We start from the raw sequence: 24,115 nt of genomic DNA on the forward strand, positions 1-24,115 counted from the left end.
CTAATTTATCTACTTAACCAGCATTATTTATATTAATATTTTATGAGATGTATCAACCCAATACATTAATAACAATATTACAACATTAAATCATGTTAAAAAACAATTCTATTTGTTTTCACAATATATTTTCTCGTATTCATCCCTATTATTTGAGCTACTTGCCTATAACACATCACTAATAAATACAAACAAACACTAGAAAAATTGTGATCACATACACCTTTTTGCATCATTAATCCTATTTAAGACAAATAGAAACTGCTTTTTTATCAACAAATAGGTAATCTAGCTGTCTGATTTTGATGACCAAACATGAATAGTTAAAAGGATATTTTATGTTTACTTCACAGCTCATGCTGGTCGGTTACGTGTTATTGGTAAGTCCTTGTGGAAATGATTCTTGCGATGCAGTTCCTGTTACAGAAACTATTTATACTAAAGATGAATGCACAACTCGACTTAACTACTTAAAACAAAAAAGACCTGACCTTATTATTTTCTGTGGAGAAGTCTTAAGAGATCCTGATGTTACTGATGAAAATCCTTATCTCACGCCACCAAACAGTGCAGATGATGTTTTCCAAATTAAGTAGTTAACCTACCCTTAATTTTATTATTAAGATAAAATACAATTTAATTTGTTTTCTTTTTACGATATACTCTTTGTACTTGAATATGTAAGGACACGTATTAGGAGTCACTAATGTCTATTGCGAAACGAACCAAAGACAAGCGCATTGCGTTAGGTTTAACACAGTCAGAACTTGCTACTTTAGCAAATACCACACAGCAATCTATTGAACAGCTAGAAAGTGGTAAAACTAAACGTCCTCGTTTTTTACCTGAATTAGCAAAAGCATTAAATTGTGATTTAGCTTGGCTATTAGAAGGTGAAGAGCAACCTAATGTTGCTTCTGAAATTCCACCTGAAAATGAATGGCAACCTGTTAGTGAATGGGATAGCAATACCCCTTTAGGTGCTGATGAAGTAGAAATCCCCTACTTTAAAAGTATTGAACTTGCGGCTGGTGATGGTTGTTGTACTAACGAAGATCATAACGGATATAAATTGAGATTTTCTAAAAGCACATTACGTCGTTATGGCGCTTCCTCACAAAATGTCATTTGTTTTTCTGTTTATGGTGATAGTATGTCCCCCGTTATCCCAAATGGATCAACGGTCACTGTTGATACAGGCAACACACGCATTGTTGATGGTGGCATTTATGCTATCGAACAAGATGCCTTATTCAGAATAAAACTGCTTTATCGTCAACCAGGCGGCAAATTAATTATACGTAGCTATAATAAAGACGAATTCCCTGACGAATCAGCGGAAACTGATTCTGTAAAAATTATGGGCCGTATCATCCATTGGTCAGTAATGGCTTGGTAATCAATAATCAAAGCAATAATTTCAACGTATTGAATTTTCAGTAATAACTTGTCCTTTAGACAATAAAACCGTTTTATCTGCTAGCGCTCTGATTTCACGAGGTTCATGAGTAACCATGATCATCGTTATTTCCTTAGATTTTAAGGAATCAATTAAATCCCAAAGCTGATAACGTGTTTCCCAATCCAAACTCGAAAAAGGTTCATCCAGTAGTAAAAGTTTGGGTTGGCTAATAAGAGCTCTTGCCAAAGCCACGCGTTGTTGTTCCCCTCCTGAAATTTGATAAGGATAACGTGTAGCAAGATGTTCAATTCCCATCTGCTCTAATATCGCCCTTTCTCTCTCCTTGCTTCGTTTCTGTTTTGCACCATATTGCGCTAACCATAAATTTTGAGTCACCGTCATAAATGGAAATAAATAAAGCCGTTGATTTAAATATCGACAGGAACGCAACCACACTGGCTGTTCATTTATATTTTTATTTGCAAGGTAGATATCTCCAGAGTACGAAGTATATCCAGCAATCGCATTTAAAAGTGTAGTTTTACCGCTTCCTGATGTACCACTTATTCCTAAACAAGTTCCTTTCTCTACCTTTAACGAGACATCTTTTAATATACCCGATGTTAATGAATGAATTTCTAACATGATGCCTTCCTTTCTCGCTGTAAACGATGCAATGCAAATAATAAAGTAATCGCAATAGCGATAAGAACAAGCGCACAACCTATTGCCAAAGTGAAGTCTCCACTGGCGATATTTAGATAAATTGCCATAGGTAACGTTTCTGTTTTTAATCTTGTTGCACCGGCTAACATTAATGTAGCGCCAAACTCACCTAAAGCTCTAGAAAATGCAATAATGCTTCCACTCATTAAAGCTGGCCAACACAATGGTATTTCAATCAAGAAAAATGTTTTTGTTGGTGTTAATCCTAAATTTTGCGCAGTTTGAATATAAGCGGGATCAACAGACTTGAAGGCAGAGAGGCTATTTCTCATAATAATCGCACTAGCAACATAAGTTTGAGCAATAATAATACCTAACGGTGAAAAAAGAGAGCGCGATAATTCAGGAAAAACACCCGTTAAAGGTCCCTGATTTCCTAACAATAATAATAACCCGATACCGATAACTAATGGAGGAGTAACCAAAGGTAAGTCTAATAACGCATCAATAAAGCGATGTCCTTTAAAAGGAATTCTTGCCATTGCCCATGCGGCAGGTACACCTAAGATAATTGCCAAACATAAAGAAGTTAATGCCGTACTAAGTGACATACCAATAGCAAAATGAAATTCAGGATCAGTAATGACTTGTCTAAGCTCAACATATGAAAGTTGGCATATTAATGCAATTAGTGATCCTAAGATCAGAAATAACAATAAAAAAAGTGGAATTAATGCCCAACGAAACACGTTATTTCCTTTTCTAAAAATAAAATTTATTTTGCTGTAATAATGAAAAAAGCCACCAGTGAGTTGGTGGCGAAAAAACACAATTTATGTGAGAAAAAAATCTATGGTTTCGAAATTACAGGAAGAAAACCATAATCAGTAAAAGCTTTTATACCCTCTGCACGTGTAAAATAATCAGCAAGTAATTGTGCTTCTTTTGGATTTGCTGATGTTTTTAAAATTGCCAGAGTTGCTACTTCTTCAGGACTACCTTCTGGTACTGGAAGTAAAACCAATTTATCTTGGTTTTTCATTGCATCTGCATATCCAATAATAGCGGCATCCACTTCGCCATTAAGTAAATACATAAGCAATTGTTTAATCGTTGCTGTACGTACAACTACTTTGTCGCGTAATTTATCACCTTGACCTGATGCATCAATAAGTTGTTCGCCACTTTTTCCTAATGCTATAGCTTTAGCATCACCCATACCTAGCTTTAATGAACTGTTTGCAAGATCTTCTAACGTTTTAATATCGCCCACTTTATCTTTGCGTACAGCAATTACGGGAATATGGCGAACAATAGAATATTGGTTAACAACCTGCCCTTCTTTATCTAACTTTTCCACATAATCTTGTGAGCCAGGAAAAAATAGATCTCCCTGCTTAGTTAAATTAAAGCGTGTTAATATTTGACCTGAACCGCCATACTCAATAGTGACTTTATTTCCAGTTTCTTTTTCAAATACAGTAACAACTTGTTCTACTGGTTGTTTTAAACCAGCACCAGCATAAAGATGAAGCTCAGCTGCCAGTGTATTATGACAAATTAATCCTAGTGCTAGCCCTAAGCCAGCGAGTAATTGACGTTTCATAAAATAGGTAACCCTAACTATCGTTATATAATTTTTTATATAATGAATGATATAAGAGTTTAAGGCAAGAGGCTCATATAAAAAAAGAGAAAAATGTTAACAACTTATCATTTTTACCCTTTTATTTATCTATGAGTTTTACAAAAGAAGCTGATTAAAATAAACACTTCAATATGTTCATTTCTATCAGAAATAAGTAGCTTATAAAAGTAGTAGCTCGCCAACAAATCCCCGTATTCACGAGGATTTTATTATTAGCTTTCTAACTCTAATAATGCCAAGGCCGTCACTTCATCAATAACAATATCAGTAGCGTAACCTCCTTTTATCACACCTATTGTTGCTTGAATATTTTCCACACCTCCGGCGATAAAAAGTCGCTGCGGTATTTGCCTTAACTGAGCTAAGCTTATTCCCATTATCCTAAGGTCAATATCAGAAACCAGAGGATTGCCTTGCACATCATAAAAGCGTCCGCAAATCACCCCTACAGCACCCAAATCACGGTATTGCGCCATTTCACCGCTGGTTAACACGCCGGTTGTCACTAGAGGATTATCATCCAATGTATTACCCACAACAAAAAGTGCTTTATTACATTGATTCAGCGCTGAAAAATTACGTCTAATAATAGGCTCAGCTTGAAGCTCCATTGCTAAACGTGCACTCGAAACGACAGCAGGCACATGTAAATTAATACTGCATCCTGATAATTTATTTGCAATTAATGCAGCAGCTTCTGCCGTTTTAAAATCAGGTTGTGGTGCAACAGCACCTATCATTTGTAGTACGGTGACATTCTTTAGTGATTTGGGTGGAAGATAATTACCTAACTTATAAATTGTTCGTCCCCAAGCGACACCTAAAATGTCATCATCACCCATTATTTGAGAAAGATACATCGCTCCTGCTTTCGCTAGTCTTTCTCTGTTCATATTTAATGTATGTTGCGATTTATTTTTTTCTTCATCAGGTAAAATAAGCACATTATTAAGATCGAATTTTGCTTTTATTCTGATTGCATAATCAATCGTAGAAAATACTGATGAATCTAAACTAATATTTACGAATCCTTTTTCTCTAGCTAAATGCAAATATTTCACGACTGTGACTCGGGAAACACCCATAATATTTGCAACTTCACTTTGACTGAGTCCGTCCTGATAGTAAAGCCACGCAGCATAGAGAACGGGATCATTATCAAATAAACTCGCGTTCTTTAGCGAATTATTATCCATTTTAAACCCCACAAATTTTTATAAATCTTTTGACTAATTAATTTATTTTATATTAGAGATATTATTGAAGATGAAAATATCTTTGCTTATATTAAGCCTTATAACACAAATAGATACATTCTATTAATCTACTAATAATATCGGCACCCTGATATTTTTCTTTACTACAAGAACCTCATAATACGTAAAAAGCCCTTAATAATGCCGTAAACGGTTCATAACGAGAAAGTTTTTTTTGAAAATACCGTTTTATTTCGATAAAAATAAAAATATTAGCTTTAAGTTTTAAAAAGTTTTATTTTGGTAAAATTAAAATCACCCAAATCTAGTCACCAATGTTAATAAATAGATTCATATCAAAAGGAAAAACAATGATAATTGCATACTCAACTGCACCAAATGAAATGATTGCTAATGAAATCGCTCACTATCTCATCAACGCAAAACTGGCTGCCTGTGTAAATCTGATACCCCATGTAAAATCTATTTATCATTGGAATAATGAAATTATTGAAGATAATGAAGTACTTATGATGATTAAATCCGAAAAAAGCAAGCAACACGTTTTAATTGATGCAATTATCGAAATACATCCTTATGACACTCCTGAGGTTATTATAATACCGATTGAAAATGGTTTTAAAGGTTATCTTAATTGGATACACCAATCGTTGAATTAAAATAATATTCGCTTTTATAGAAAGCTTTTTTAATTATTTTTATGAAGATGATAATAGTTTGTTAATAACAAATATTTCAATGTCTCAATTGTTAGACAAGTATAGTCACGTTAATATTAAATATATGTTCTTATTATCAATGAATCCACTTTAATATTTACATGTATATAATCATAAGCATTCAATCTTTTATAGAAATAATCTTGAACATTAGCTTGTTTATGAAAAATCATAAAAAGTAATTATTTTATATTTTCATTCTCTATTTTTTAAAAATAGAAGATAAACAGTTTTAAATTCTAATTTAATAGATTTACCAACATCTTATTCTCGTTATTATCTGCTATACTCAATACGCTTTCTCTAAATTACACATGAAAAGGAGTGAGTTGTGAAAACAAACAGAGTCGCAAGACGTATTTTAGGTTTACCTTATAATTTAAGTCGGTCTAAAAAGAAAGTGCGTTTTTCCATTATTGCCTCTACTGATGCTGAGAACTTACCTGCTGAGCTAAAAAGTATGGCTCAAGTCTGTTTAAAGCAAGATTTTAGAAAAAAAGCAGAGAATAAACGTATATATATGAAGCTGACAGATGCTTACCCAGAGTATCTTGCGACTAATTAAATTTTTATACGTTAACGCTATTTTATAAATAGTTATCATATCAATTTATAACTAAATTATTAATAAATAGCATATCCCTTACGTTATGTAAGGGATATTAAACTCTAAATTAATTTATTCATCTATAGTTTATAAAGTTCTTTTCTGATATTTATCAGCGCTAATTTTGCTGATTGATAATTAATTTCTTCTGGTAAACAACTTAATTTAAATGCGTTTTGAATATCTCTTATCAGCGTTTTGCTACGCAGTAATAATTCATCATAACTAAATTGACCTGCTTTAATTGCTAATAGTTCATCTCTATTATCACGCCAAACTTTTACTTTACTTTCTTGTGCAATCCCTAAAGCAACATACAACAATCTAAATGTATGCATCATATTTTTGCTATCGTAACTTCGCCCGTGATCAATATTTTGCTGGTAACGTGCATCATTACGTTGTTCAACCCACTGCCAGTAATCATGATATTGCTTACGGTATGCGCTATACCCTTCCTTATTAAAACTCAAGTAACCTTGCACTTTAGCTTCTTTAGGAATACTGCTTAACAATACATCATTGGTATTCTCTTTTTTAATGATCCCCTGAAAAAGAGAAGTATCATCATAATACATCGCATATAAATCTTGAGCATGAGCTAATTTAGCTAACCCTAGTTGCTCTTGTTTCCAGTGGCGACTATCTAACCAAGAATTAACTTGTATCGTTTTTCCACCTTCAATCACATAACAAAAATCTAGAATAGTCTTTAATTGCTTTTCGACTGGATTGACGATCTTTTTATTTAATCCTTGAGATTTCTTGATTTGTCCTTCCGCGTAATGAACAAATGTTTGAATGCAGGTTTTAGACAAAAACCACTCCGGCTTTATTAATGACATTAATGGGTGTCGATAAATAACGACTTGTTCTGGTGAATTCAATAATTCTAAAATATTTGGATTCGAAGCACATAACAATTCAATAAATCGGCCAAGCTCATAATAAACTATATCATTGGTTTTATTGCTAACTTGTGGTGTGTACTCCAATCCGTAGAAAAGATCTTTAGGGAGATAAAATACACCTTTAATATCTGTATCAGATGTTTCTGTCGCAAGATTATGTGAACGGCTTCCCGCAATGCTTTCAAATAAAAGGTAAGGCTTTATATCTTCAATTGTCAGTTTCATCTAATTTTTTCCTAAACCAATTATTTAAAACATCATTATCTGGTATTTCTCGCTTTGCTAATTGCACATCTGTTTCTTGCCATAAAAAAAAGATTAGATGTTGCATTGTTTCCGTTGGTACCCAAGTAAAATGCTCATCTTTATCTGATTTAAATTCTACTAATTCGTGGATAACTTTTTGTTCTTCAACAGATAAGATTTTTATCAATTTATTTAGCTCCATAGGTGGGATATCACCTGTTTTTACTGTCCAATAAGCCGACAGCAAAGAGCGTAATAGATAGAACCATTTTTTTAATTTTATAGGTTTTGCATCAGCTTCATTTCTTGTTTTATCTTCTGGAAAATAGCCACTCACAACTTTAGCTATCCCTCTATAATGATGAACAATTACTTTTGGCTGGTAATAGAGCTTTGCCAGTTCAAACAACTCTTTTTGAACATTAGGATATTGTTGATAAATTATTGGTGATTGAAGCCATTCTAATAATATACAGTTCGATTTCCGTAATAGGTGTAGTCCTTTGGTAATATCCCAAGCACCGACATCAAACCAGCTATTTTCTATCCATTCGAAAGTCTCTTTAGGTTTATCGATAGAAAGATAAGCATTACGCGGGCGTATAAAAATACCTCGTACATCGTAATCACTATTTGTTGAGGCAAATCCCCAAGCTCGACTTCCACTTTCTGCAACATAAAGTAATTTAACTTGATGCTCTTGTTCTATTTGCGGTAATTTTTTTAATATCTCATTATGCATGATGTCCTTATCTCCTTATTTTTGACTTTTTTCACTAATTTACATCTCAACGCTAATATTCTATGGTTATAACACAGACATAAGCCAATACAAACTTAGTCAAATTCTCATTTTACCCATGTGTAATTAGGTGGTTTATAAATTAAAATGATAACCTCACAACAAGCACAAGATATCGTTCTTAATCACTGTCATTCATCACCTTGTGGTGAACAATTTGCTATTTATTTTTGTGAGTTATCGCCTAAACAAGATTTTTGGATAATCCGTTGTAACTCTGAACGTTATGTAATTTATAATCAATTAGAATATTGTTATGTTGGTGTGAATGCCTATTTAGTGGATACCTCTACGGGTAAAATTGATATCGTTGGTAGTGGAGAAAGTGTTGAGGATTTTCTGCAAGATATTTATGATGCCCAAACTGCATGTGGTCAATTTTATCTTCTTCGCCCTACTTTTTCCAAAGAAAATAAAATCTCATTACTTCATTTAAAACAATGGATAGGATGCGGATATATTTATGCTATAAATTTACTTACTATTAATAAAAATTGGTTTACTGGTAAACGCCGTTATTTACAACATATGCAAACATTATTAGATAAAAGGGATATTAAAACTGAGATTATTTTAGCGGATAATATCGATGGAATAGTTGTTATTAATAACAATACATGGTTTGAAGAAGATATTAGAAAAGAATTAAGGAAGCTTGTTGGGGGTGGGAGTTCATACTAATGAATTTAATCATTATTCTTCCTGTTATATTAAACTTATTGGAGTGCAGTAATTGCCATTTACCCGATATAGCAAGATTTTGTTGAGTCAGTGCAAACATTAATAAAAAAATCATTGAGCAACCTTTAAATCAGATGCAAATTACTATAGATAAAAATAACCAAAGTGGTTACACTTGGATTCAAAATATCCTTTTATGGTTTTGTCTATTGGAGTTCTCTATGAATACTAACGATGTAAGAAGCATTGCTGAAATTAGAAGAGACAATCTGATCTATATTATTGAACGCTACTACAACGGCAAACAAAAACTACTTGCTGATGCGTTAGGTGTAGCACCAAGTATGATCTCTCGTTACCTATCACCAAAAGGTTTAAAAAGCCACCGCGAACTCACCGATCCAATGTCACGCAAAGTTGAATATGTAACTAGAATTAGCAAATATTGGATGGATGTAGACCATTTAAAAGAAGGTCATGCGGGATCAGAAAAAGAAGAATATATTCCAACAGAAATTGGCAAGATACTCTCAGATAACATCACAACATTCATGTTAAACGATGGTATCAAGTCAAGAGTTAAACTCTCTGTTGACTCTGGTCTTGCGCAATCAACGGTTAACCGCATTATTAATTGTGAAGCCAGTGCGACCGCTGAAAGTATTGATGCTATAGCTAAAGCAATGGATCGCCAAGCTTATGAATTATTAATTCCTAAAAATGATAAAAGTGCTATTAATTACGATAGAAAAGCCTATTCTAAATTACCTTTAAGTGAGCAAATATCAATTCAAAACTTTATTGAATTTATTATTCATAAAAATAATCCTATCACTAATGAATAGAAATATACAAAAAAGCCACCAGTAACATACTGATGGCTCTTGGTTTTTTAACCTTTATCAACTATTGCTGATAAACGGTATTTTATTCCCACTCAATTGTTGCTGGTGGCTTACCGCTAATATCATAAACAACACGGGAAATTCCACCTACTTCATTGATAATGCGGTTAGAAACACGACCTAAGAAGTCATACGGCAAATGTGCCCAATGCGCAGTCATAAAGTCCACAGTTTCAACTGCACGTAATGAAACAACCCAGTCATATTTACGACCATCACCCATAACACCGACTGAACGCACAGGTAAGAATACGGTAAATGCTTGGCTTACTTTGTTATATAAGTCAGCTTTATGTAGTTCTTCAATAAAGATAGCATCAGCACGGCGTAATAAATCACAGTACTCTTTTTTGATCTCACCTAAAACACGAACCCCTAAACCAGGGCCTGGGAATGGATGACGATAAAGCATATCGTAAGGTAAACCTAACTCTAGGCCAATTTTACGTACTTCATCTTTAAACAGCTCTTTTAATGGTTCAACTAAACCCAGTTTCATGTCATCAGGTAAACCGCCCACATTATGGTGTGATTTAATCACATGGGCTTTACCTGTTGCTGATGCGGCTGATTCAATTACATCTGGGTAAATAGTGCCTTGTGCTAACCATTTAACTTGTGGCTGTTTAAGTGCTTCTTCATCGAAAATTTCAATAAAAGAATGACCAATGATTTTACGTTTTTTCTCTGGATCGTTTTCGCCTTTCAGTGCAGTTAAGAAACGTTCTTCCGCTTCAACATGGATAATATTTAGGTCAAATTTACCTTTAAACATTTCCATGACTTGCTCTGCTTCATTTAGACGCAATAAGCCGTTATCAACAAATACGCAGGTTAAACGCTTACCAATTGCACGGTTTAACAATAATGCAGTTACTGATGAGTCAACACCGCCTGATAACGCTAAAATAACGTGATCATCACCAATTTGCTCTTTTAAACGAGCAACTGTGTCTTCAATAATTGCGGCAGAAGTCCACAACGCATCACAACCACAGATATCTAAAACAAAACGTTTTAAAATCGCTAAACCTTGGTGAGTATGTGTTACTTCTGGATGGAATTGAACGCCATAGAAGCGTTTTTCTTCATTGGCCATAATAGCAAACGGGCAGGTTTCAGTGCTTGCTACTGTGATAAAATCTGAAGGGATAGCGGTTACTTTGTCGCCATGGCTCATCCATACATCTAATAATGGTTTGCCATCTTCACTTACTGAATCTTGAATATCGCGGAATAACACACAAGTCTCACGAATTTCAACTTGTGAATAACCAAATTCACGCTCACCAGAAACTTCGACATCGCCACCTAATTGCATCGACATCGTTTGCATGCCATAGCAAATACCTAATACAGGAACGCCGGCATTAAATACGTATTCTGGTGCTCGAGGGCTGTTATCTTCTGTCGTACTTTCAGGACCACCAGACAAAATAATACCATTAGGATTAAATTCACGAATTTGCTCTTCGGTTACATCCCATGCCCAGAGTTCACAATAAACACCGATTTCACGAATACGACGAGCAATAAGCTGCGTATACTGTGAACCGAAATCAAGGATAAGAATGCGATGATTATGGATATTTGCTGTCATTTGTGGTGAATTCCAAAACAGATAAAGTCATAAAGTTGAAAGGCTTGCTCTGTATTATTACCACAAGCCTTTCTCGGAATAAATTACATACCTAAGCGATAATTAGGTGATTCTTTTGTGATAGTAACATCATGAACATGGCTTTCCTGAATACCCGCACCACTGATGCGAACAAATTCAGCTTTAGTATTTAATTCTTTAATAGTTGCGCAACCTGTTAAGCCCATGCATGAACGTAAACCACCCATTTGTTGGTGAACGATGGTTTTCAATAAGCCTTTATAAGCAACACGGCCTTCAATACCTTCTGGTACTAATTTGTCTGCGGCATTATCAGTTTGGAAGTAACGGTCTGATGAACCTTTAGACATTGCACCTAATGAACCCATACCACGGTATGATTTATAAGAGCGACCTTGAAACAGTTCAATTTCACCTGGGGATTCTTCAGTACCTGCAAACATTGAACCAACCATAACGCAAGCCGCGCCCGCTGCTAATGCTTTCGCAATATCACCAGAGAAGCGAATACCACCATCAGCAATAACAGGAATATTGCGATCTTTTAGTGCTTCTACCGCATCTGCAATAGCGGTAATTTGCGGTACACCAACGCCTGTTACGATACGTGTTGTACAAATTGAGCCTGGGCCGATACCTACTTTAACCGCGCTTACACCAGCATCCGCTAATGCTAAAGCACCTTCTGCGGTTGCAACATTACCACCAATAATAGGTAAGTTAGGATATAAAGCACGAGTATCACGAATGCGTTGTAGTACGCCTTCAGAATGACCGTGAGAAGAGTCAATAAGTAAAACATCAACGCCAGCAGCAACTAATGCAGCCACGCGCTCTTCATTACCTGCACCCGCACCAACAGCAGCACCAACACGTAAACGACCATGTTCGTCTTTACAAGCATTAGGTTTGCGTTCTGCTTTTTTGAAGTCTTTTACTGTGATCATACCTTTCAGGTGGAAGTGGTTATCAACCACTAGCGCTTTTTCTACACGTTTTTCATGCATTTTTTGCATAACGATATCGCGTGCTTCACCTTCTTGTACTGTCACTAAGCGTTCTTTAGGTGTCATTACCGCAGTAACAGGTTGGTCTAAATCAGTCACAAAACGAACATCACGGCCGGTAATAATACCAACTAATTCGTTATCATTAGTCACAACAGGATAACCCGCAAAACCATTGCGTTCAGTCATTGCTTGAACTTCACGTAAAGAAGTTTCTGGTGTTACGGTGATAGGATCAGTGACAACACCACTTTCATGTTTTTTCACGCGACGAACTTCTTCAGCTTGGCGTTCAATAGACATGTTTTTGTGGATAAAACCAATTCCACCTTCTTGAGCTAATGCGATAGCTAAAGGCGCTTCAGTCACAGTATCCATTGCAGCAGAAAGCATAGGAACATTTAGGCGGATTGTTTCAGTCAGTTGAGTAGACAAGTCGGCAGTATTAGGAAGAACAGTGGAGTGTGCAGGAACTAACAAAACATCATCAAATGTAAGTGCTTCTTTTTTAATTCGTAACATAGCAATATCTCACCAAGGCGGCTTTTAGGAAATAGAAAATATTGCCGCGGAATTATACACACCGTAATCGGTTGCTTCTAGCTTTTTTTCAAAATTTTTATTGATCCTGCCGCAAACTTAGGTAGTATCAATCAATTAAGTCTTTGTTTTAAAATTTGATCTGGCTCACATGACACTACCAATAAACAATAATATTTTTACTGTTAGCCGTCTAAATAAGACCGTTCGCCAATTATTAGAAATGGAAATGGGTCGCATTTGGATCAGCGCTGAAATTTCCAATTTTACTCAACCCTCTTCTGGTCACTGGTATTTTACGTTAAAAGATACTAACGCCCAAATTAGAGCAGCGATGTTTCGTGGGCAAAATAGCAAAGTCACATTCCGCCCTCAACACGGTCAGCAAGTCTTAGTGCGAGCAACAATCACATTGTATGAGCCACGAGGTGATTACCAATTGATTGTTGAGAGTATGCAACCTGCGGGTGACGGGCTTTTACAACAACAGTTTGAGCTATTAAAACAAAAACTCAGTGCAGAAGGTTTATTTGATGCTATTCATAAAAATCCCCTGCCATCACCTGCAAAACAAATTGGTGTTATCACTTCCTCAACAGGCGCTGCGCTGCACGACATTTTAAATATTCTTCGTCGTCGTGATCCCTCTTTACCCGTACTTATCTATCCAACTGCCGTTCAAGGCGCTGAAGCACCTATGCAAATTGTTCGTGCTATTGAACTTGCTAACCGCCGTAAAGAGTGTGACGTCTTAATTGTTGGCCGTGGCGGTGGTTCATTAGAAGATCTCTGGGCATTTAATGATGAACGCGTTGCCCGTGCTATTTTTGCCAGTGAAATTCCTATTGTAAGTGCGGTTGGTCATGAAACTGATGTAACCATAGCTGATTTTATTGCTGACCTTAGGGCGCCAACACCTTCTGCAGCGGCAGAACTAATCAGCCGTAACAAGCTTGAGCTATTGCGCCAATTGCAATCACAACAACAACGCCTTGAAATGGCAATGGATTACTACTTAGCGAAAAAATTACGCGCAATAACACAACTTCATCACCGTTTACAGCAACAGCATCCTCATTTACGCCTTGCTCGTCAGCAAAATGTATTGGCTTCAACACAACAGCGTTTAGTTTCTAGTTTTCAGCGATTATTACAAGCCAAACAACATCAACAAACACAACTACAAAAACGCCTTAATTACCAAGAACCTAGTTCCCAAATTCAAACATTACTTCGTCAACAACAGCTGCTGATTTACCGTATGCGAGAAAGTATTGCACAACAGCTATCTCGTCAACGTGAACAGTTCGCTATTAGTTGTTCTCGTTTAGAAAGTGTGAGCCCTCTCGCAACACTTTCTCGTGGTTACAGTATTAGCGAAACAGAGTCTGGAGAAGTGCTGAAAAACACTAAACAAGTGAAAGTGGGCGATCCATTAAAAACACGTGTTGAAGATGGTTGGATCACCAGTGAAGTGGTGAAAACACAAAAGATAAGAGCAAAACGCAAAGCAACTGCTAAAAATAACGATTAGGTCAAATCAAGTAATTTAAGATTTATATAAATACAAAAGAAAACGGCATCCAAATAATATTGGTGCCGTTTTTTATTATTTATATTTTAAGATAATCATTACGTTATATTAAAAACGCACCTCTCCTGCAAAAAGGTAGCTTCGTCCTCGAGCAGTTTGAGTATTACTTCCTAGATCTTGCATCATTGGCGCTGAATTACTTCTATCAAGCGCATTAGAATAGTTTTTATTCATTAAATTATGTACTGCGAATTTCAAAGAAATATTTTTATTAATTTTGTAATTACTATAAAGATCAATAACGGTTGGAATATTATCTTGTTGCACCATAGGGACTTTACCCGTATCAAAATCAACACCTTCAGGTGAAGATTTACGTGATTTACCTGTGATTTGGATCACTGTTCCTAGTTCTAATGACTGATCATCAAAGAAGCGGACACCTGTATCAATCGAGGCATAATATTTTGGTAATTCAGAAGCCGGCGTTTGCCCAAAATCAGTACTGGCGATTGAGGTCGGCTGTGATGTGCGCTGATCGCTATAAGCAAGGGTTGCGTAAAACACGCCCGCATCATAATTGGCTTGAAGCTCATAACCGCGCAAAGTTACAGGCTCAAGGCTATTGGTATACAGAAAAATATTGCCGTCATATTCTATGCCTGCATAATCTTCATCCGTTAAAGAACCGTCATTTTTACAACGTACGCCACCGTTACATACAAAATAAGAATTACTAGAGATGTAATCTTTAATTTTTGTGTGATACCACAATCCTTTAAATCGTAAGCTGTCGCCTTCAATAATTAAATCTGGGCGATAACTATTGAAACCAATTTGAACGGTATCTGCCTTTTCACTTTTCAAAAATGGATTCATTGAAGCGCCACCTTCATTGGCAAAGAAGATCTCTTGCGATGTTGGTGCTCTCATTGTTTGAGCATAGCTGACAAACGGCTGAAATTCAGGAATAATTTCAGCCGAAAGTAGCATTCCTGGATCCCAATTTCTATCATGACGATTAACATTCATTTCACCTTCAGGGAAGCAGGCAGCGGTTGGATCACAAGCAGGTTTACGCCCTTTAATATGATAATCCACATAATTTAAATTTAGGTCGAGAGTATAAATATCGTATTCAAATTTCATTTGTGAAAAGAAACTGGTTAAATCATTTTTTCCTTGAGGTGCAAAAGAGTTATATTCAACCATGTTTTGTGATTGCCAAGGATCAGTAGAAGGCGCAATAACACTACGTTTATATTCTGTTGACATTAATTTAGAGCCAAGCGTTAATGCCATATCTAATTCACCATAATTAAAGCGACTGGTATTTTTCGCCACTAATGAATCAGATATATTTTTGGCATTCGCTTCTCGTAAACTCACAAGAGAATCACCCTCAAATTTTTGTGATGCTTGGCTGTGACTAAGCAGAACTTCACTATCAAATAAATCATTTAATGGTGTATAGCGATATTTTGCATAATAATCTTTGGCATCAATTTTGCGACGATTAAAATTGTTGTTATAAAAACGACCACTTAATTCTAATTCATGTGAATCATTGGGTTTAATATTTATTTTAGTCAATTCTGAGTGTGGTCTTTGATTAAATTCTTTACTTGTCGCAAATTCTTCACTATTAAAACCTGCACCATTTTTATAAGAAGACTCTATTTTGTGTCCACTTAATGCAAGCATTGCACCAACAGTACCATTATCATTAAATAATGAACGTTGCCCTGCAAAGGCGACCATGCCGTTATAACCTAAACCGTTTGTACCACCAGCGGCTTTACTTCTTACTCCCCATGAATTCCCTTCAAATAAAACATCCTCGACACCAATTGTTTTAAAATTAGCGCTACCGGCTAAAGCATTGATGCTATTTTCACCATCTTGTTGACCGCGAGAAATATCAATTTTAATAATAAAATTCGGATCAATCATCGTATTAAATTGATTATAAGGTTGTGCACCATGAGCATATTGACTAGGTGATGTGCTATACATCGTTTGTGTGACACCATCCACCATCATATTAACGCGACCAAAACCACTAAGCCCGCGAATATTGACACTAACACCAGGTTGGCTTACATCCATTTGAGTATACGTACCTGGCGTTGAGCGTAATGTTTGTTCAACTGATTCGAGATTATTAATTTCACCAATAGAGCTATAAGCACCGGGTTTTCCCAATGCTTTTTGTTCTGGTGTTTCTTTTTGTGCTGATGAGACTTTTAAACTACTAAATTGAACTGCTTTATCTGTTTCAGATGCGATGACAAGATGATTAACACCCGAAAATAATATAAGAGTGCTAAGTATTTTCCTTGTAAATTTCATAATAAACCTATTCTTTATTTTTATTTAAATAGGCTCACTTTGCTTTATATAAAAAACAAAAAATAAGAAATAATATTATTATTGTTATATAAACTTAAATAATAGCACTGCCTCTCTTAAAGAGAGACAGGCTGATTTTATTAAATTTATTTGTTATTACATACTAATCTAGTTAATATTTTGAGCTTTAAAATAAACTTTCGGTTGTTCTAACATCAGAATAAAAGCATATTCTTTTGCAGTATCACGTAAACGATTAAAACGTCCTGATTTACCGCCGTGTCCTGCACTCATATTAGTATCAAGTAATAATAGATTATTATCCGTTTTTAATTCACGTAATTTAGCAACCCACTTTGCAGGCTCCCAATATTGTACTTGTGAATCATGTAATCCTGTAGTGACTAATAAATGAGGATAAGCCTTAGCAACAACATTATCGTATGGGCTATATGATTTTAAGCGGAAATAAACGTCTTTATCAGCAGGATTTCCCCACTCTTCATATTCCCCTGTCGTTAATGGAATTGAAGCGTCGAGCATTGTTGTCACAACATCAACAAATGGAACTTGAGATACAACACCACGGTATAATTCTGGTGCCATATTCACAACAGCGCCCATTAATAAACCACCGGCACTACCACCCATTGCGTAAACATGTTTAGGTGCTCCGTAACCTTCGGCAATTAGATATTTAGTGGCATCAATAAAGTCAGTAAAAGTATTAACTTTATGTTCCATTTTACCTTGGTTGTACCAACGTTTACCTAATTCACCACCACCACGTACGTGAACAATCGCATAGACAAAACCTCTATCTAACAAACTTAAACGAGGTGAGCTAAATGATGGATCAATGCTACTACCGTAAGAGCCATAACCATAAATTAAGATAGGATTTTCGCCTTTCTTAAATAAGTCTTTGCGATAAACCAATGATACGGGAACTTCAACACCATCTTGTGCTTTTACCCAAATGCGCTCACTTTCATACAAATCACGTTCAAAGCCTTTCACTTCCTGTTGTTTAAGCAGTTGCTTTTGATGTGTTTGCATATTCCATTGATAAGTTGAAGATGGTGTTGTCATGGATGTATAACCAAAGCGAAGCTCTTCACTATCTGCTTGAGGATTAAATCCTAACCATGCCATATAAACAGGATCGTCAAACGTAACATTAGTTGATTGACCTGTTTTCCAATCAATTTGGCGTAATGACACTAGGCCTTGTTTTCTTTCTTCCACAACCAACCAGCGATTAAACAGATCAAAACCTTCTAAATCGACATCTTTTTGTGGCGCAATGACGGTTTTCCAAGGTTTATCGATTGATGCTGTTTTATAAAGACCAAACAATTCACTCTCATGATTCGAACGAATATAAAATTCACCATTAAAATGGTCGATATCATATTCGCGCCCTTCTTGACGTGCAGAGAAGATAACCATCGGTTTTTCTGGTGCATTCGCATCAATTAAGCGAGACTCTGAGGTTGTTGAACTTTCAATAGAGACAAGAATGTAATCTTCAGATTTGCTTTTACCCATCCATGTATAAAAGCGATCGTCGTTTTCTTCAAAGATTTTGACGTCTTGTTTGCGATCAGTGCCATATTGATGGCGATAAATTTGATAAGGTAGTAGCGTTTGCGGATCTTTATCAACATAAAATAGTGTTTTGCTATCATTTGCCCACACTAAGTTTGCTGAGATATTGGTTAACACATTCTCTTTCCATGTGTTATCTGACAAATCTTTATAGGCAACATTATAGTTTCTGCGCCCTTCTTTATCTTCAGCAATCGCTATACGTTTGTTATCTGGGCTGATAGTCAGATCACCTAATTGATAAAACTCATGTCCTTTAGCACGTTCGTTTCCATCAACCAGAACTTCCCATTCACTCTCGCTATTAACTGGCTTACGCTGATAAATAGGGAAATCTTTACCTTCTTGGTAAATAGTACGATAAGTATAGCCATTATAAATGTAAGGCACTGACTCATCATTTTGAGCCATGCGGCTCACCATTTCATTAAAGAGTGTTTCTTCTAATGCCTTACCTTCTTTCATTACAGATTCGGTATAGGCGTTTTCAGCATTAAGATAATCAAGCACTTTAGGATCTTGGCGTGAATCATCTCTTAGCCAATAATAATTATCAGTACGTGCATCGCCATGTTCTGTCATCACATGAGGCACTTTGTTCGCTTTTGGTGGCGTCACTAGGGAGTCCTTTTGATTTTGAGCCAATGCAGGTGTTGTTGAAATTAACAAAGCCATGATCGCACTCGTTAATTGCAACGTCATCCGTTTTTTTGTTGCGACTAGCATAACGTTTTATTTCCTTTTTAACCTGTCGTTAGAACGTTAGTGTAGAAAACTCAATTGGCATTTCAACCATTATTTTACCTTTCGACAATAACTCCATTGGCGGTATCGGTAAGGGCTCAGCGCGTTTGAGTACTCTTTGTGCTTCTCTATCTAAAGAACGCACACCACTACTGAGAATTAATTCACTCGATATGACATAACCTTGTTCATCAACAATAAAGCGCACTTTAGAAATTCCCGTTCTACCTTTGCTTTTTGCTTCTTCAGGATAGGCTTTATAGCGATTAAGGTGTCCTTTTGTTTTAGCTTGCCATAATGCTAATGCGCTTTCTGAACTATCCGAATCACTGTCATAATTTGCACTAACATCATTAGATTGCTGTCTCGCCGCGGAGCGACTACTTGAAGGTGCTGATTGGCTAGACACATTTTCACTCATAATCGGTGCAGGTTTTACAGGAGAGGTAACAGGAGTTACTTTAGCCGTTTGCTCTACATTGACCCTTTTTTTGGGTTTTTCGATCAAAATATCAGCATTTTCATTCACAATAAGATCAGGCTGCTTTTCAGCAATATCTTGCTCTACCTTTTTTTGGCTTGCCACTGCCAGTTGTTGATCGACCCCTACAACCTGTTTTTCATCACTGAGCGCTTGTACATTTTCACTTAAGCTCATCATTACAGCTAATTCAGGCTCTTGTATTAATACCGTATTTTCTTTATTGAGAAAAAAATAAGCCATGACAAAAACAGCGTGTACACCGATAGCCAAAATTAACGCTTTAGAACTGCAAAGCTGAAATTTTGGCATTTGATCCATACAAGAGGAAATAAGCATAATTGTGTTATCAATAAATTAAGGTAATGCGACAGGTGTTATCCAAAGATAATCGGCATGAACTGGAGTGATATCACTTCCCTCTTCCGTCATTATCACGACTGTCACGTTTTCATTCGGCGCTAAATCAGCAACGTGTAAAGGTACACCCATTATTTTTGTGGCATGAAAAGAGCCGGCAATTAAAAGTGCAGGCGTAGGAGCATCCAATAAACTTTTCGCCATTGCACGATCTCGCAATTGCTGAATAACCGTCATTTTTTCTGCTTGTGTTTTATCAAGCGCATCGCCATGAGAAAGTTCGATTGTTTTTTGAATAAGTTGACGAACAGATGCATCAGTTGAATGTACACCTTCAATAATAGGCGGATTTTTATACGCACTAGATATTTCACTGCGATCAATATTGGCAGCTAATAAAGGATAATCAGCGCTTAGCCCTGCTTTAACAATATTGCCATACCATTTCCAAGGCCAGCCTGAATTCCATTTTAATGCCGCCATTAGGCGTTCATCCCGTAGATATTCAGAACCTGAATAACGTTTCTTTGTATTATCAACTAAGGATTGCTGGCTTGGTGTTAACATCTCGAGTAAAACAGCGCCTTGAGGGCGCTTTTTAGGTAGTTCTGTCATTAACCAATATTCAATATCATGATGATAAGCATTGTCATGTTTTTCACCAATGATCACACGTGATTGGCTTGCTAACCGTGTTAGCAATATATCTGCCGTGATAGATTGCCCAGTTTGAGTATCAATAATGTTTGCCGACTGAATAATTGTCAGATCTACAGTTGATACAGGTTGCTTTTCTATTGAGTGACAAGCTGAAAGACTTATTAATGAAACTAGTAGTAAGATCCTTTTTGATATTGAGAAAAACATAATCGTCCTATTAGTTATATATACCTATTTTAGTTGAGCGCATAGGTTAATGTTGTTACTAATAATTATCAATATCATTCTTATATTTATTTGCATTTAATGCTTTTATATCTATTTCAATGGCATAAAAAAAGCGCCTGATAAAAGGCGCTTTATGTATAAAACAATTTGATTATTAACAATTAATTTTGCGATTGTGCTTGCGCTTCGACAACAGCTAATGCCACCATATTTACGATACGACGTACTGATGCAATTGGCGTTAAAATATGAGCTGGTTTAGCGACCCCCATTAAAACAGGCCCCACAGTCACACCATCAGAACTAGTTACTCGTAATAAGTTATAACTAATACGTGCCGCTTCCATTGTTGGCATAATAAGTAAATTCGCAGAGCCTTTTAATGGGCTATCAGGCATCACATCACGGCGAATAGACTCTACTAATGCCGCATCAGCATGCATTTCACCATCAATTTCTAATTCAGGTGCGCGTTGTTTGATAATTTCTAACGCTTTTCTGAGTTTAATTGATGATGGACTATCAAAAGAGCCAAAACTTGAGCGAGAAACTAGTGCGGCTTTTGGTTCAATACCAAAGCGACGAATGGTGTCCGCTGCCATGAGAGTAATATCCGCCAGTTGTTCGGCTGTTGGATCTTCATTAACATAAGTATCTGTAATGAAAGTATTACCGCTTGGCAGTAACAGTGCATTCATTGCTCCTGCCGTTTCCATACCTTCACGTAAACCAAACACATTTTTATAGATTTCGAAGTGCTCTGCATAGCTCCCTACTGTACCGCAAATCAAGCCATCCGCTTCACCTCTACGCACCATAATGGCACCTATAAGCGTTGGATTACCAATCATTGCGCGACGAGCTTGTTCTTGAGAAACACCACGACGTTTCATAATTTGGTGATATTCTTGCCAATATTCTTTGAAACGTGGGTCATTTTCATTGTTCACTACTTCAAAATCTTTGCCCGCTTGAATATGTAAACCTAGTTTTTGAATACGCATCTCAATTACACTAGGGCGACCAATTAAGATTGGAGTTGCTAAACCTAATGTAACGAGTTCTTGTGTGGCATGTAATACGCGGTTTTCTTCACCTTCTGCTAACACAATGCGTTTTTTCTCTTTTTTCGCTTGAGAGAAAATAGGTTTCATAAATAAGTTAGTTTTATAAACAAACTCATTAAGATGTTCGATATAAACCGAGAAATCTTCAATTGGGCGTGTTGCAACACCCGAATCCATTGCCGCTTTTGCAACTGCTGGTGCAATTTTTACAATTAAGCGTGGATCAAACGGTTTTGGAATAATGTACTCTGGACCAAAAGAGAGCTCTTGATCACCATACGCTGAAGCGACTTCTTCGTTTTGCTCTGCCAGTGCAAGCTCTGCAATAGCATGTACACACGCGAGTTTCATCTCTTCATTAATCGCAGTCGCACCAACGTCTAAGGCGCCACGGAAAATGAATGGGAAACACAATACGTTATTAACCTGATTTGGGTAGTCCGAACGACCTGTACAGATGATCGCATCAGAACGTACCGCTTTTGCTAGTGGTGGTAAAATTTCAGGCTCTGGATTTGCAAGCGCAAGAATAAGTGGATCACGCGCCATTTTTTTAACCATTTCTTGTGTTAATACACCAGGCCCTGAACAACCTAAGAAAATATCAGCATTATTAATAACATCATCTAATGTGCGCGTACCATTGTCTTCAATCGCATAGGCAGCTTTGGTTTCTGCCATATTAGCTTCACGACCACGGTAGATAACTCCTTTTGAGTCACATACTGTGATATTTTCACGTGTTAGCCCTAAAGCGACTAATAGATTCATACAAGCGATAGAAGCTGCACCTGCCCCTGATACCACTAATTTTACTTTACTGATATCTTTTCGAATAATACGTAGACCATTGAGGATCGCCGCGGTTGAGATAATTGCTGTACCATGTTGATCATCATGGAAAACAGGGATATTCATTCTCTCGCGCAATTTTTTCTCAATGTAGAAACACTCTGGTGCTTTAATATCTTCGAGGTTAATACCACCAAAAGTAGGTTCTAATGAAGCAATAATATCAACAAGTTTATCAGGATCCGTTTCATTAACTTCAATGTCAAAAACATCAACACCAGAAAACTTCTTAAACAAAACGCCTTTACCTTCCATTACAGGCTTACCGGCTAAGGCCCCAATATTTCCAAGTCCAAGCACTGCTGTACCATTTGAAATCACCCCAACAAGATTACCTTTAGCGGTATAGCGATAAGCAGCAAGAGGATCAGCTGCAATTTCTAAACAAGGTGCTGCAACACCCGGCGAATAAGCTAATGCTAAGTCACGTTGGGTAATTAACGGTTTTGTAGGTGTTACTGTGATTTTGCCTGGTACTGGAAATTCATGAAAATCTAGAGCGCTTTGTTTTAATTTGTCTTCCATCTTCATATCCTTTGTATCAATAGGGTAAGGGCTTCGTTAGTATAATGGTAATGGAGCGTTAAATCATGACGGCTCCGACACTTTTTTCAATTTAGTAAGCTAGAACACACTGATCTTTTTTGCTGATTTTTATCGCTACAAAAGCTTATAAAACGACCTACTCAGCTCTTTTAGGCATTGAATGATATTAATAGTGATCACTTAAAATAAAAACAGCCATAAAAAACAGCCCTCTGGGTTCGATTAAAAGGCGTTTTACTCATTTTAATGCGAATAAAAACTGACCATCAAAGGTCAACACACTCTAAATTTGTTATATACAATTAATACCTAGTTATAGGTATATTATTAACGTCATTTAATTTTCCCCACTGTAATAAACTCGAACAGAAAAAAGACAATATTTGTTTATTATTTATCAGATATTAAATTAACATTTAAAATAATTAAATTTTTTATATTGTTTAAAAAAACAATAACTATTTTCGCTTGTTGATTATTTTTTAAATAGGCTCATTTCTATACAACTCATTGTAACTATAAAGATTTTATAGAATTAGATTTTTTGTTAGGCGTTTTGGTTATTTTCTTTTTTACCCGTAACAATAATTGGTGTAATATTGCCAACCGTCAATTTTATTTTCTTATTGTTTTAATAAGATGTCTGATTCTAATTTTTATTCCTCATTTGGAATTTACTTTTTTATTTTCTACTTTTGGAAAGATTAC

General features: G+C 36.1%; 20 protein-coding genes. 7 read left to right on the forward strand and 13 right to left on the reverse strand.

The genetic code is table 11. The features are described from left to right. Positions 1–338 precede the first annotated feature (338 nt). Both GWI68_RS12790 and GWI68_RS12795 read left to right on the forward strand, forming a co-directional pair. Entirely contained in the window at positions 339–596 is a 258-nt protein-coding gene (locus tag GWI68_RS12790) for a hypothetical protein (RefSeq protein ID WP_109407689.1), read from the forward strand. 110 nt (positions 597–706) lie between these two features. Then, positions 707–1,399, forward strand: a complete 693-nt coding sequence (locus GWI68_RS12795) for a helix-turn-helix transcriptional regulator (protein ID WP_109407690.1) — start codon at positions 707–709, stop codon at positions 1,397–1,399. 21 nt (positions 1,400–1,420) lie between these two features. Here the strand turns inward: GWI68_RS12795 and GWI68_RS12800 are convergent, their stop codons facing one another. The 4 genes from GWI68_RS12800 to GWI68_RS12815 form a co-directional block, all read right to left on the reverse strand. Next, complete coding sequence (locus tag GWI68_RS12800) at positions 1,421–2,047, reverse strand: ATP-binding cassette domain-containing protein (protein WP_166540536.1); 627 nt, start codon at positions 2,045–2,047, stop codon at positions 1,421–1,423. Beyond that, positions 2,041–2,817, reverse strand: a complete 777-nt coding sequence (locus GWI68_RS12805; protein WP_109407692.1) for an ABC transporter permease — start codon at positions 2,815–2,817, stop codon at positions 2,041–2,043. Before GWI68_RS12805 ends, GWI68_RS12800 begins: the two co-directional genes overlap by 7 nt. A 101-nt stretch (positions 2,818–2,918) precedes the next feature. After that, positions 2,919–3,674, reverse strand: coding sequence for a molybdate ABC transporter substrate-binding protein (gene modA, locus GWI68_RS12810; RefSeq protein ID WP_166540537.1), 756 nt, complete (start codon positions 3,672–3,674; stop codon positions 2,919–2,921). 254 nt (positions 3,675–3,928) lie between these two features. Beyond that, positions 3,929–4,912 carry a sugar-binding transcriptional regulator gene (locus GWI68_RS12815; protein WP_166540538.1) on the reverse strand — a complete coding sequence of 328 codons (984 nt, stop codon included), beginning with the start codon at positions 4,910–4,912 and terminating at the stop codon, positions 3,929–3,931. A 371-nt stretch (positions 4,913–5,283) separates the two neighbouring features. Here GWI68_RS12815 and cutA point away from each other — a divergent pair, with 371 nt between their 5' ends. Both cutA and sra read left to right on the forward strand, forming a co-directional pair. After that, positions 5,284–5,592, forward strand: a complete 309-nt coding sequence (cutA, locus tag GWI68_RS12820; protein WP_166540539.1) for a divalent-cation tolerance protein CutA — start codon at positions 5,284–5,286, stop codon at positions 5,590–5,592. Between the two features lie 391 nt (positions 5,593–5,983). Further along, positions 5,984–6,217, forward strand: coding sequence for a stationary-phase-induced ribosome-associated protein (sra, locus tag GWI68_RS12825; RefSeq protein ID WP_166540540.1), 234 nt, complete (start codon positions 5,984–5,986; stop codon positions 6,215–6,217). Between the two features lie 122 nt (positions 6,218–6,339). On the opposite strand, the gene GWI68_RS12830 is transcribed toward sra, so the two are convergent. Beyond that, positions 6,340–7,395 carry a nucleotidyltransferase domain-containing protein gene (locus tag GWI68_RS12830; RefSeq protein WP_166540541.1) on the reverse strand — a complete coding sequence of 352 codons (1,056 nt, stop codon included), beginning with the start codon at positions 7,393–7,395 and terminating at the stop codon, positions 6,340–6,342. Further along, entirely contained in the window at positions 7,379–8,158 is a 780-nt protein-coding gene (locus tag GWI68_RS12835; protein ID WP_166540542.1) for a nucleotidyltransferase domain-containing protein, read from the reverse strand. The genes GWI68_RS12830 and GWI68_RS12835 overlap by 17 nt, the downstream gene beginning before the upstream one ends. Before the next feature lie 147 nt (positions 8,159–8,305). On the opposite strand from GWI68_RS12835, the gene GWI68_RS12840 reads away from it, so the two are divergent. Continuing rightward, positions 8,306–8,899: a hypothetical protein gene (locus tag GWI68_RS12840; RefSeq protein ID WP_166540543.1), complete on the forward strand. Its 594-nt coding sequence runs from the start codon at positions 8,306–8,308 to the stop codon at positions 8,897–8,899. Between the two features lie 221 nt (positions 8,900–9,120). Further along, the gene (locus tag GWI68_RS12845) at positions 9,121–9,744 is read left to right on the forward strand and encodes an XRE family transcriptional regulator (protein WP_166540544.1); all 624 of its coding nucleotides are present in this window, start codon (positions 9,121–9,123) and stop codon (positions 9,742–9,744) included. A gap of 82 nt (positions 9,745–9,826) precedes the next feature. Here GWI68_RS12845 and guaA read toward each other — a convergent pair whose 3' ends face one another. Further along, positions 9,827–11,404, reverse strand: coding sequence for a glutamine-hydrolyzing GMP synthase (guaA, locus tag GWI68_RS12850; RefSeq protein WP_166540545.1), 1,578 nt, complete (start codon positions 11,402–11,404; stop codon positions 9,827–9,829). Positions 11,405–11,487: 83 nt separating this feature from the next. Continuing rightward, positions 11,488–12,954, reverse strand: coding sequence for an IMP dehydrogenase (gene guaB / locus GWI68_RS12855; protein WP_109398397.1), 1,467 nt, complete (start codon positions 12,952–12,954; stop codon positions 11,488–11,490). Between the two features lie 169 nt (positions 12,955–13,123). On the opposite strand from guaB, the gene xseA reads away from it, so the two are divergent. After that, the gene (gene xseA / locus GWI68_RS12860) at positions 13,124–14,506 is read left to right on the forward strand and encodes an exodeoxyribonuclease VII large subunit (RefSeq protein WP_166540546.1); all 1,383 of its coding nucleotides are present in this window, start codon (positions 13,124–13,126) and stop codon (positions 14,504–14,506) included. Between the two features lie 108 nt (positions 14,507–14,614). Here xseA and GWI68_RS12865 read toward each other — a convergent pair whose 3' ends face one another. The 5 genes from GWI68_RS12865 to maeB form a co-directional block, all read right to left on the reverse strand. Continuing rightward, positions 14,615–16,858 carry a TonB-dependent receptor gene (locus tag GWI68_RS12865; RefSeq protein ID WP_166540547.1) on the reverse strand — a complete coding sequence of 748 codons (2,244 nt, stop codon included), beginning with the start codon at positions 16,856–16,858 and terminating at the stop codon, positions 14,615–14,617. 168 nt (positions 16,859–17,026) lie between these two features. Next, positions 17,027–19,195: a S9 family peptidase gene (locus GWI68_RS12870; protein WP_166540548.1), complete on the reverse strand. Its 2,169-nt coding sequence runs from the start codon at positions 19,193–19,195 to the stop codon at positions 17,027–17,029. A 28-nt stretch (positions 19,196–19,223) separates the two neighbouring features. After that, entirely contained in the window at positions 19,224–20,006 is a 783-nt protein-coding gene (locus GWI68_RS12875) for an energy transducer TonB (protein WP_227335492.1), read from the reverse strand. 45 nt (positions 20,007–20,051) lie between these two features. Beyond that, on the reverse strand, positions 20,052–20,921 hold the full coding sequence (locus GWI68_RS12880) for a ChaN family lipoprotein (protein ID WP_166540550.1): 870 nt from the start codon (positions 20,919–20,921) through the stop codon (positions 20,052–20,054). Between the two features lie 182 nt (positions 20,922–21,103). Next, on the reverse strand, positions 21,104–23,386 hold the full coding sequence (gene maeB / locus GWI68_RS12885) for an NADP-dependent oxaloacetate-decarboxylating malate dehydrogenase (RefSeq protein ID WP_166540551.1): 2,283 nt from the start codon (positions 23,384–23,386) through the stop codon (positions 21,104–21,106). Positions 23,387–24,115 lie beyond the last annotated feature (729 nt).

Origin of the sequence: Proteus sp. G2669, assembly GCF_009915245.1 — a bacterium.
In the GTDB taxonomy this organism is placed as follows: Bacteria; Pseudomonadota; Gammaproteobacteria; order Enterobacterales; family Enterobacteriaceae; genus Proteus.

Bases quoted from the DNA above. Each gene is read 5' to 3' on its own strand.
- GWI68_RS12790 (WP_109407689.1), top strand. From the start codon at position 339: ATGTTTACTTCACAGCTCATGCTGGTCGGTTACGTGTTATTGGTAAGT.
- GWI68_RS12795 (WP_109407690.1), top strand. From the start codon at position 707: ATGTCTATTGCGAAACGAACCAAAGACAAGCGCATTGCGTTAGGTTTA.
- GWI68_RS12800 (WP_166540536.1), bottom strand. From the start codon at position 2,047: ATGTTAGAAATTCATTCATTAACATCGGGTATATTAAAAGATGTCTCG.
- modA (WP_166540537.1), bottom strand. From the start codon at position 3,674: ATGAAACGTCAATTACTCGCTGGCTTAGGGCTAGCACTAGGATTAATT.
- GWI68_RS12815 (WP_166540538.1), bottom strand. From the start codon at position 4,912: ATGGATAATAATTCGCTAAAGAACGCGAGTTTATTTGATAATGATCCC.
- cutA (WP_166540539.1), top strand. From the start codon at position 5,284: ATGATAATTGCATACTCAACTGCACCAAATGAAATGATTGCTAATGAA.
- GWI68_RS12830 (WP_166540541.1), bottom strand. From the start codon at position 7,395: ATGAAACTGACAATTGAAGATATAAAGCCTTACCTTTTATTTGAAAGC.
- GWI68_RS12835 (WP_166540542.1), bottom strand. From the start codon at position 8,158: ATGCATAATGAGATATTAAAAAAATTACCGCAAATAGAACAAGAGCAT.
- GWI68_RS12840 (WP_166540543.1), top strand. From the start codon at position 8,306: ATGATAACCTCACAACAAGCACAAGATATCGTTCTTAATCACTGTCAT.
- GWI68_RS12845 (WP_166540544.1), top strand. From the start codon at position 9,121: ATGAATACTAACGATGTAAGAAGCATTGCTGAAATTAGAAGAGACAAT.
- guaA (WP_166540545.1), bottom strand. From the start codon at position 11,404: ATGACAGCAAATATCCATAATCATCGCATTCTTATCCTTGATTTCGGT.
- guaB (WP_109398397.1), bottom strand. From the start codon at position 12,954: ATGTTACGAATTAAAAAAGAAGCACTTACATTTGATGATGTTTTGTTA.
- xseA (WP_166540546.1), top strand. From the start codon at position 13,124: ATGACACTACCAATAAACAATAATATTTTTACTGTTAGCCGTCTAAAT.
- GWI68_RS12865 (WP_166540547.1), bottom strand. From the start codon at position 16,858: ATGAAATTTACAAGGAAAATACTTAGCACTCTTATATTATTTTCGGGT.
- GWI68_RS12870 (WP_166540548.1), bottom strand. From the start codon at position 19,195: ATGCTAGTCGCAACAAAAAAACGGATGACGTTGCAATTAACGAGTGCG.
- GWI68_RS12875 (WP_227335492.1), bottom strand. From the start codon at position 20,006: ATGCCAAAATTTCAGCTTTGCAGTTCTAAAGCGTTAATTTTGGCTATC.
- GWI68_RS12880 (WP_166540550.1), bottom strand. From the start codon at position 20,921: ATGTTTTTCTCAATATCAAAAAGGATCTTACTACTAGTTTCATTAATA.
- maeB (WP_166540551.1), bottom strand. From the start codon at position 23,386: ATGGAAGACAAATTAAAACAAAGCGCTCTAGATTTTCATGAATTTCCA.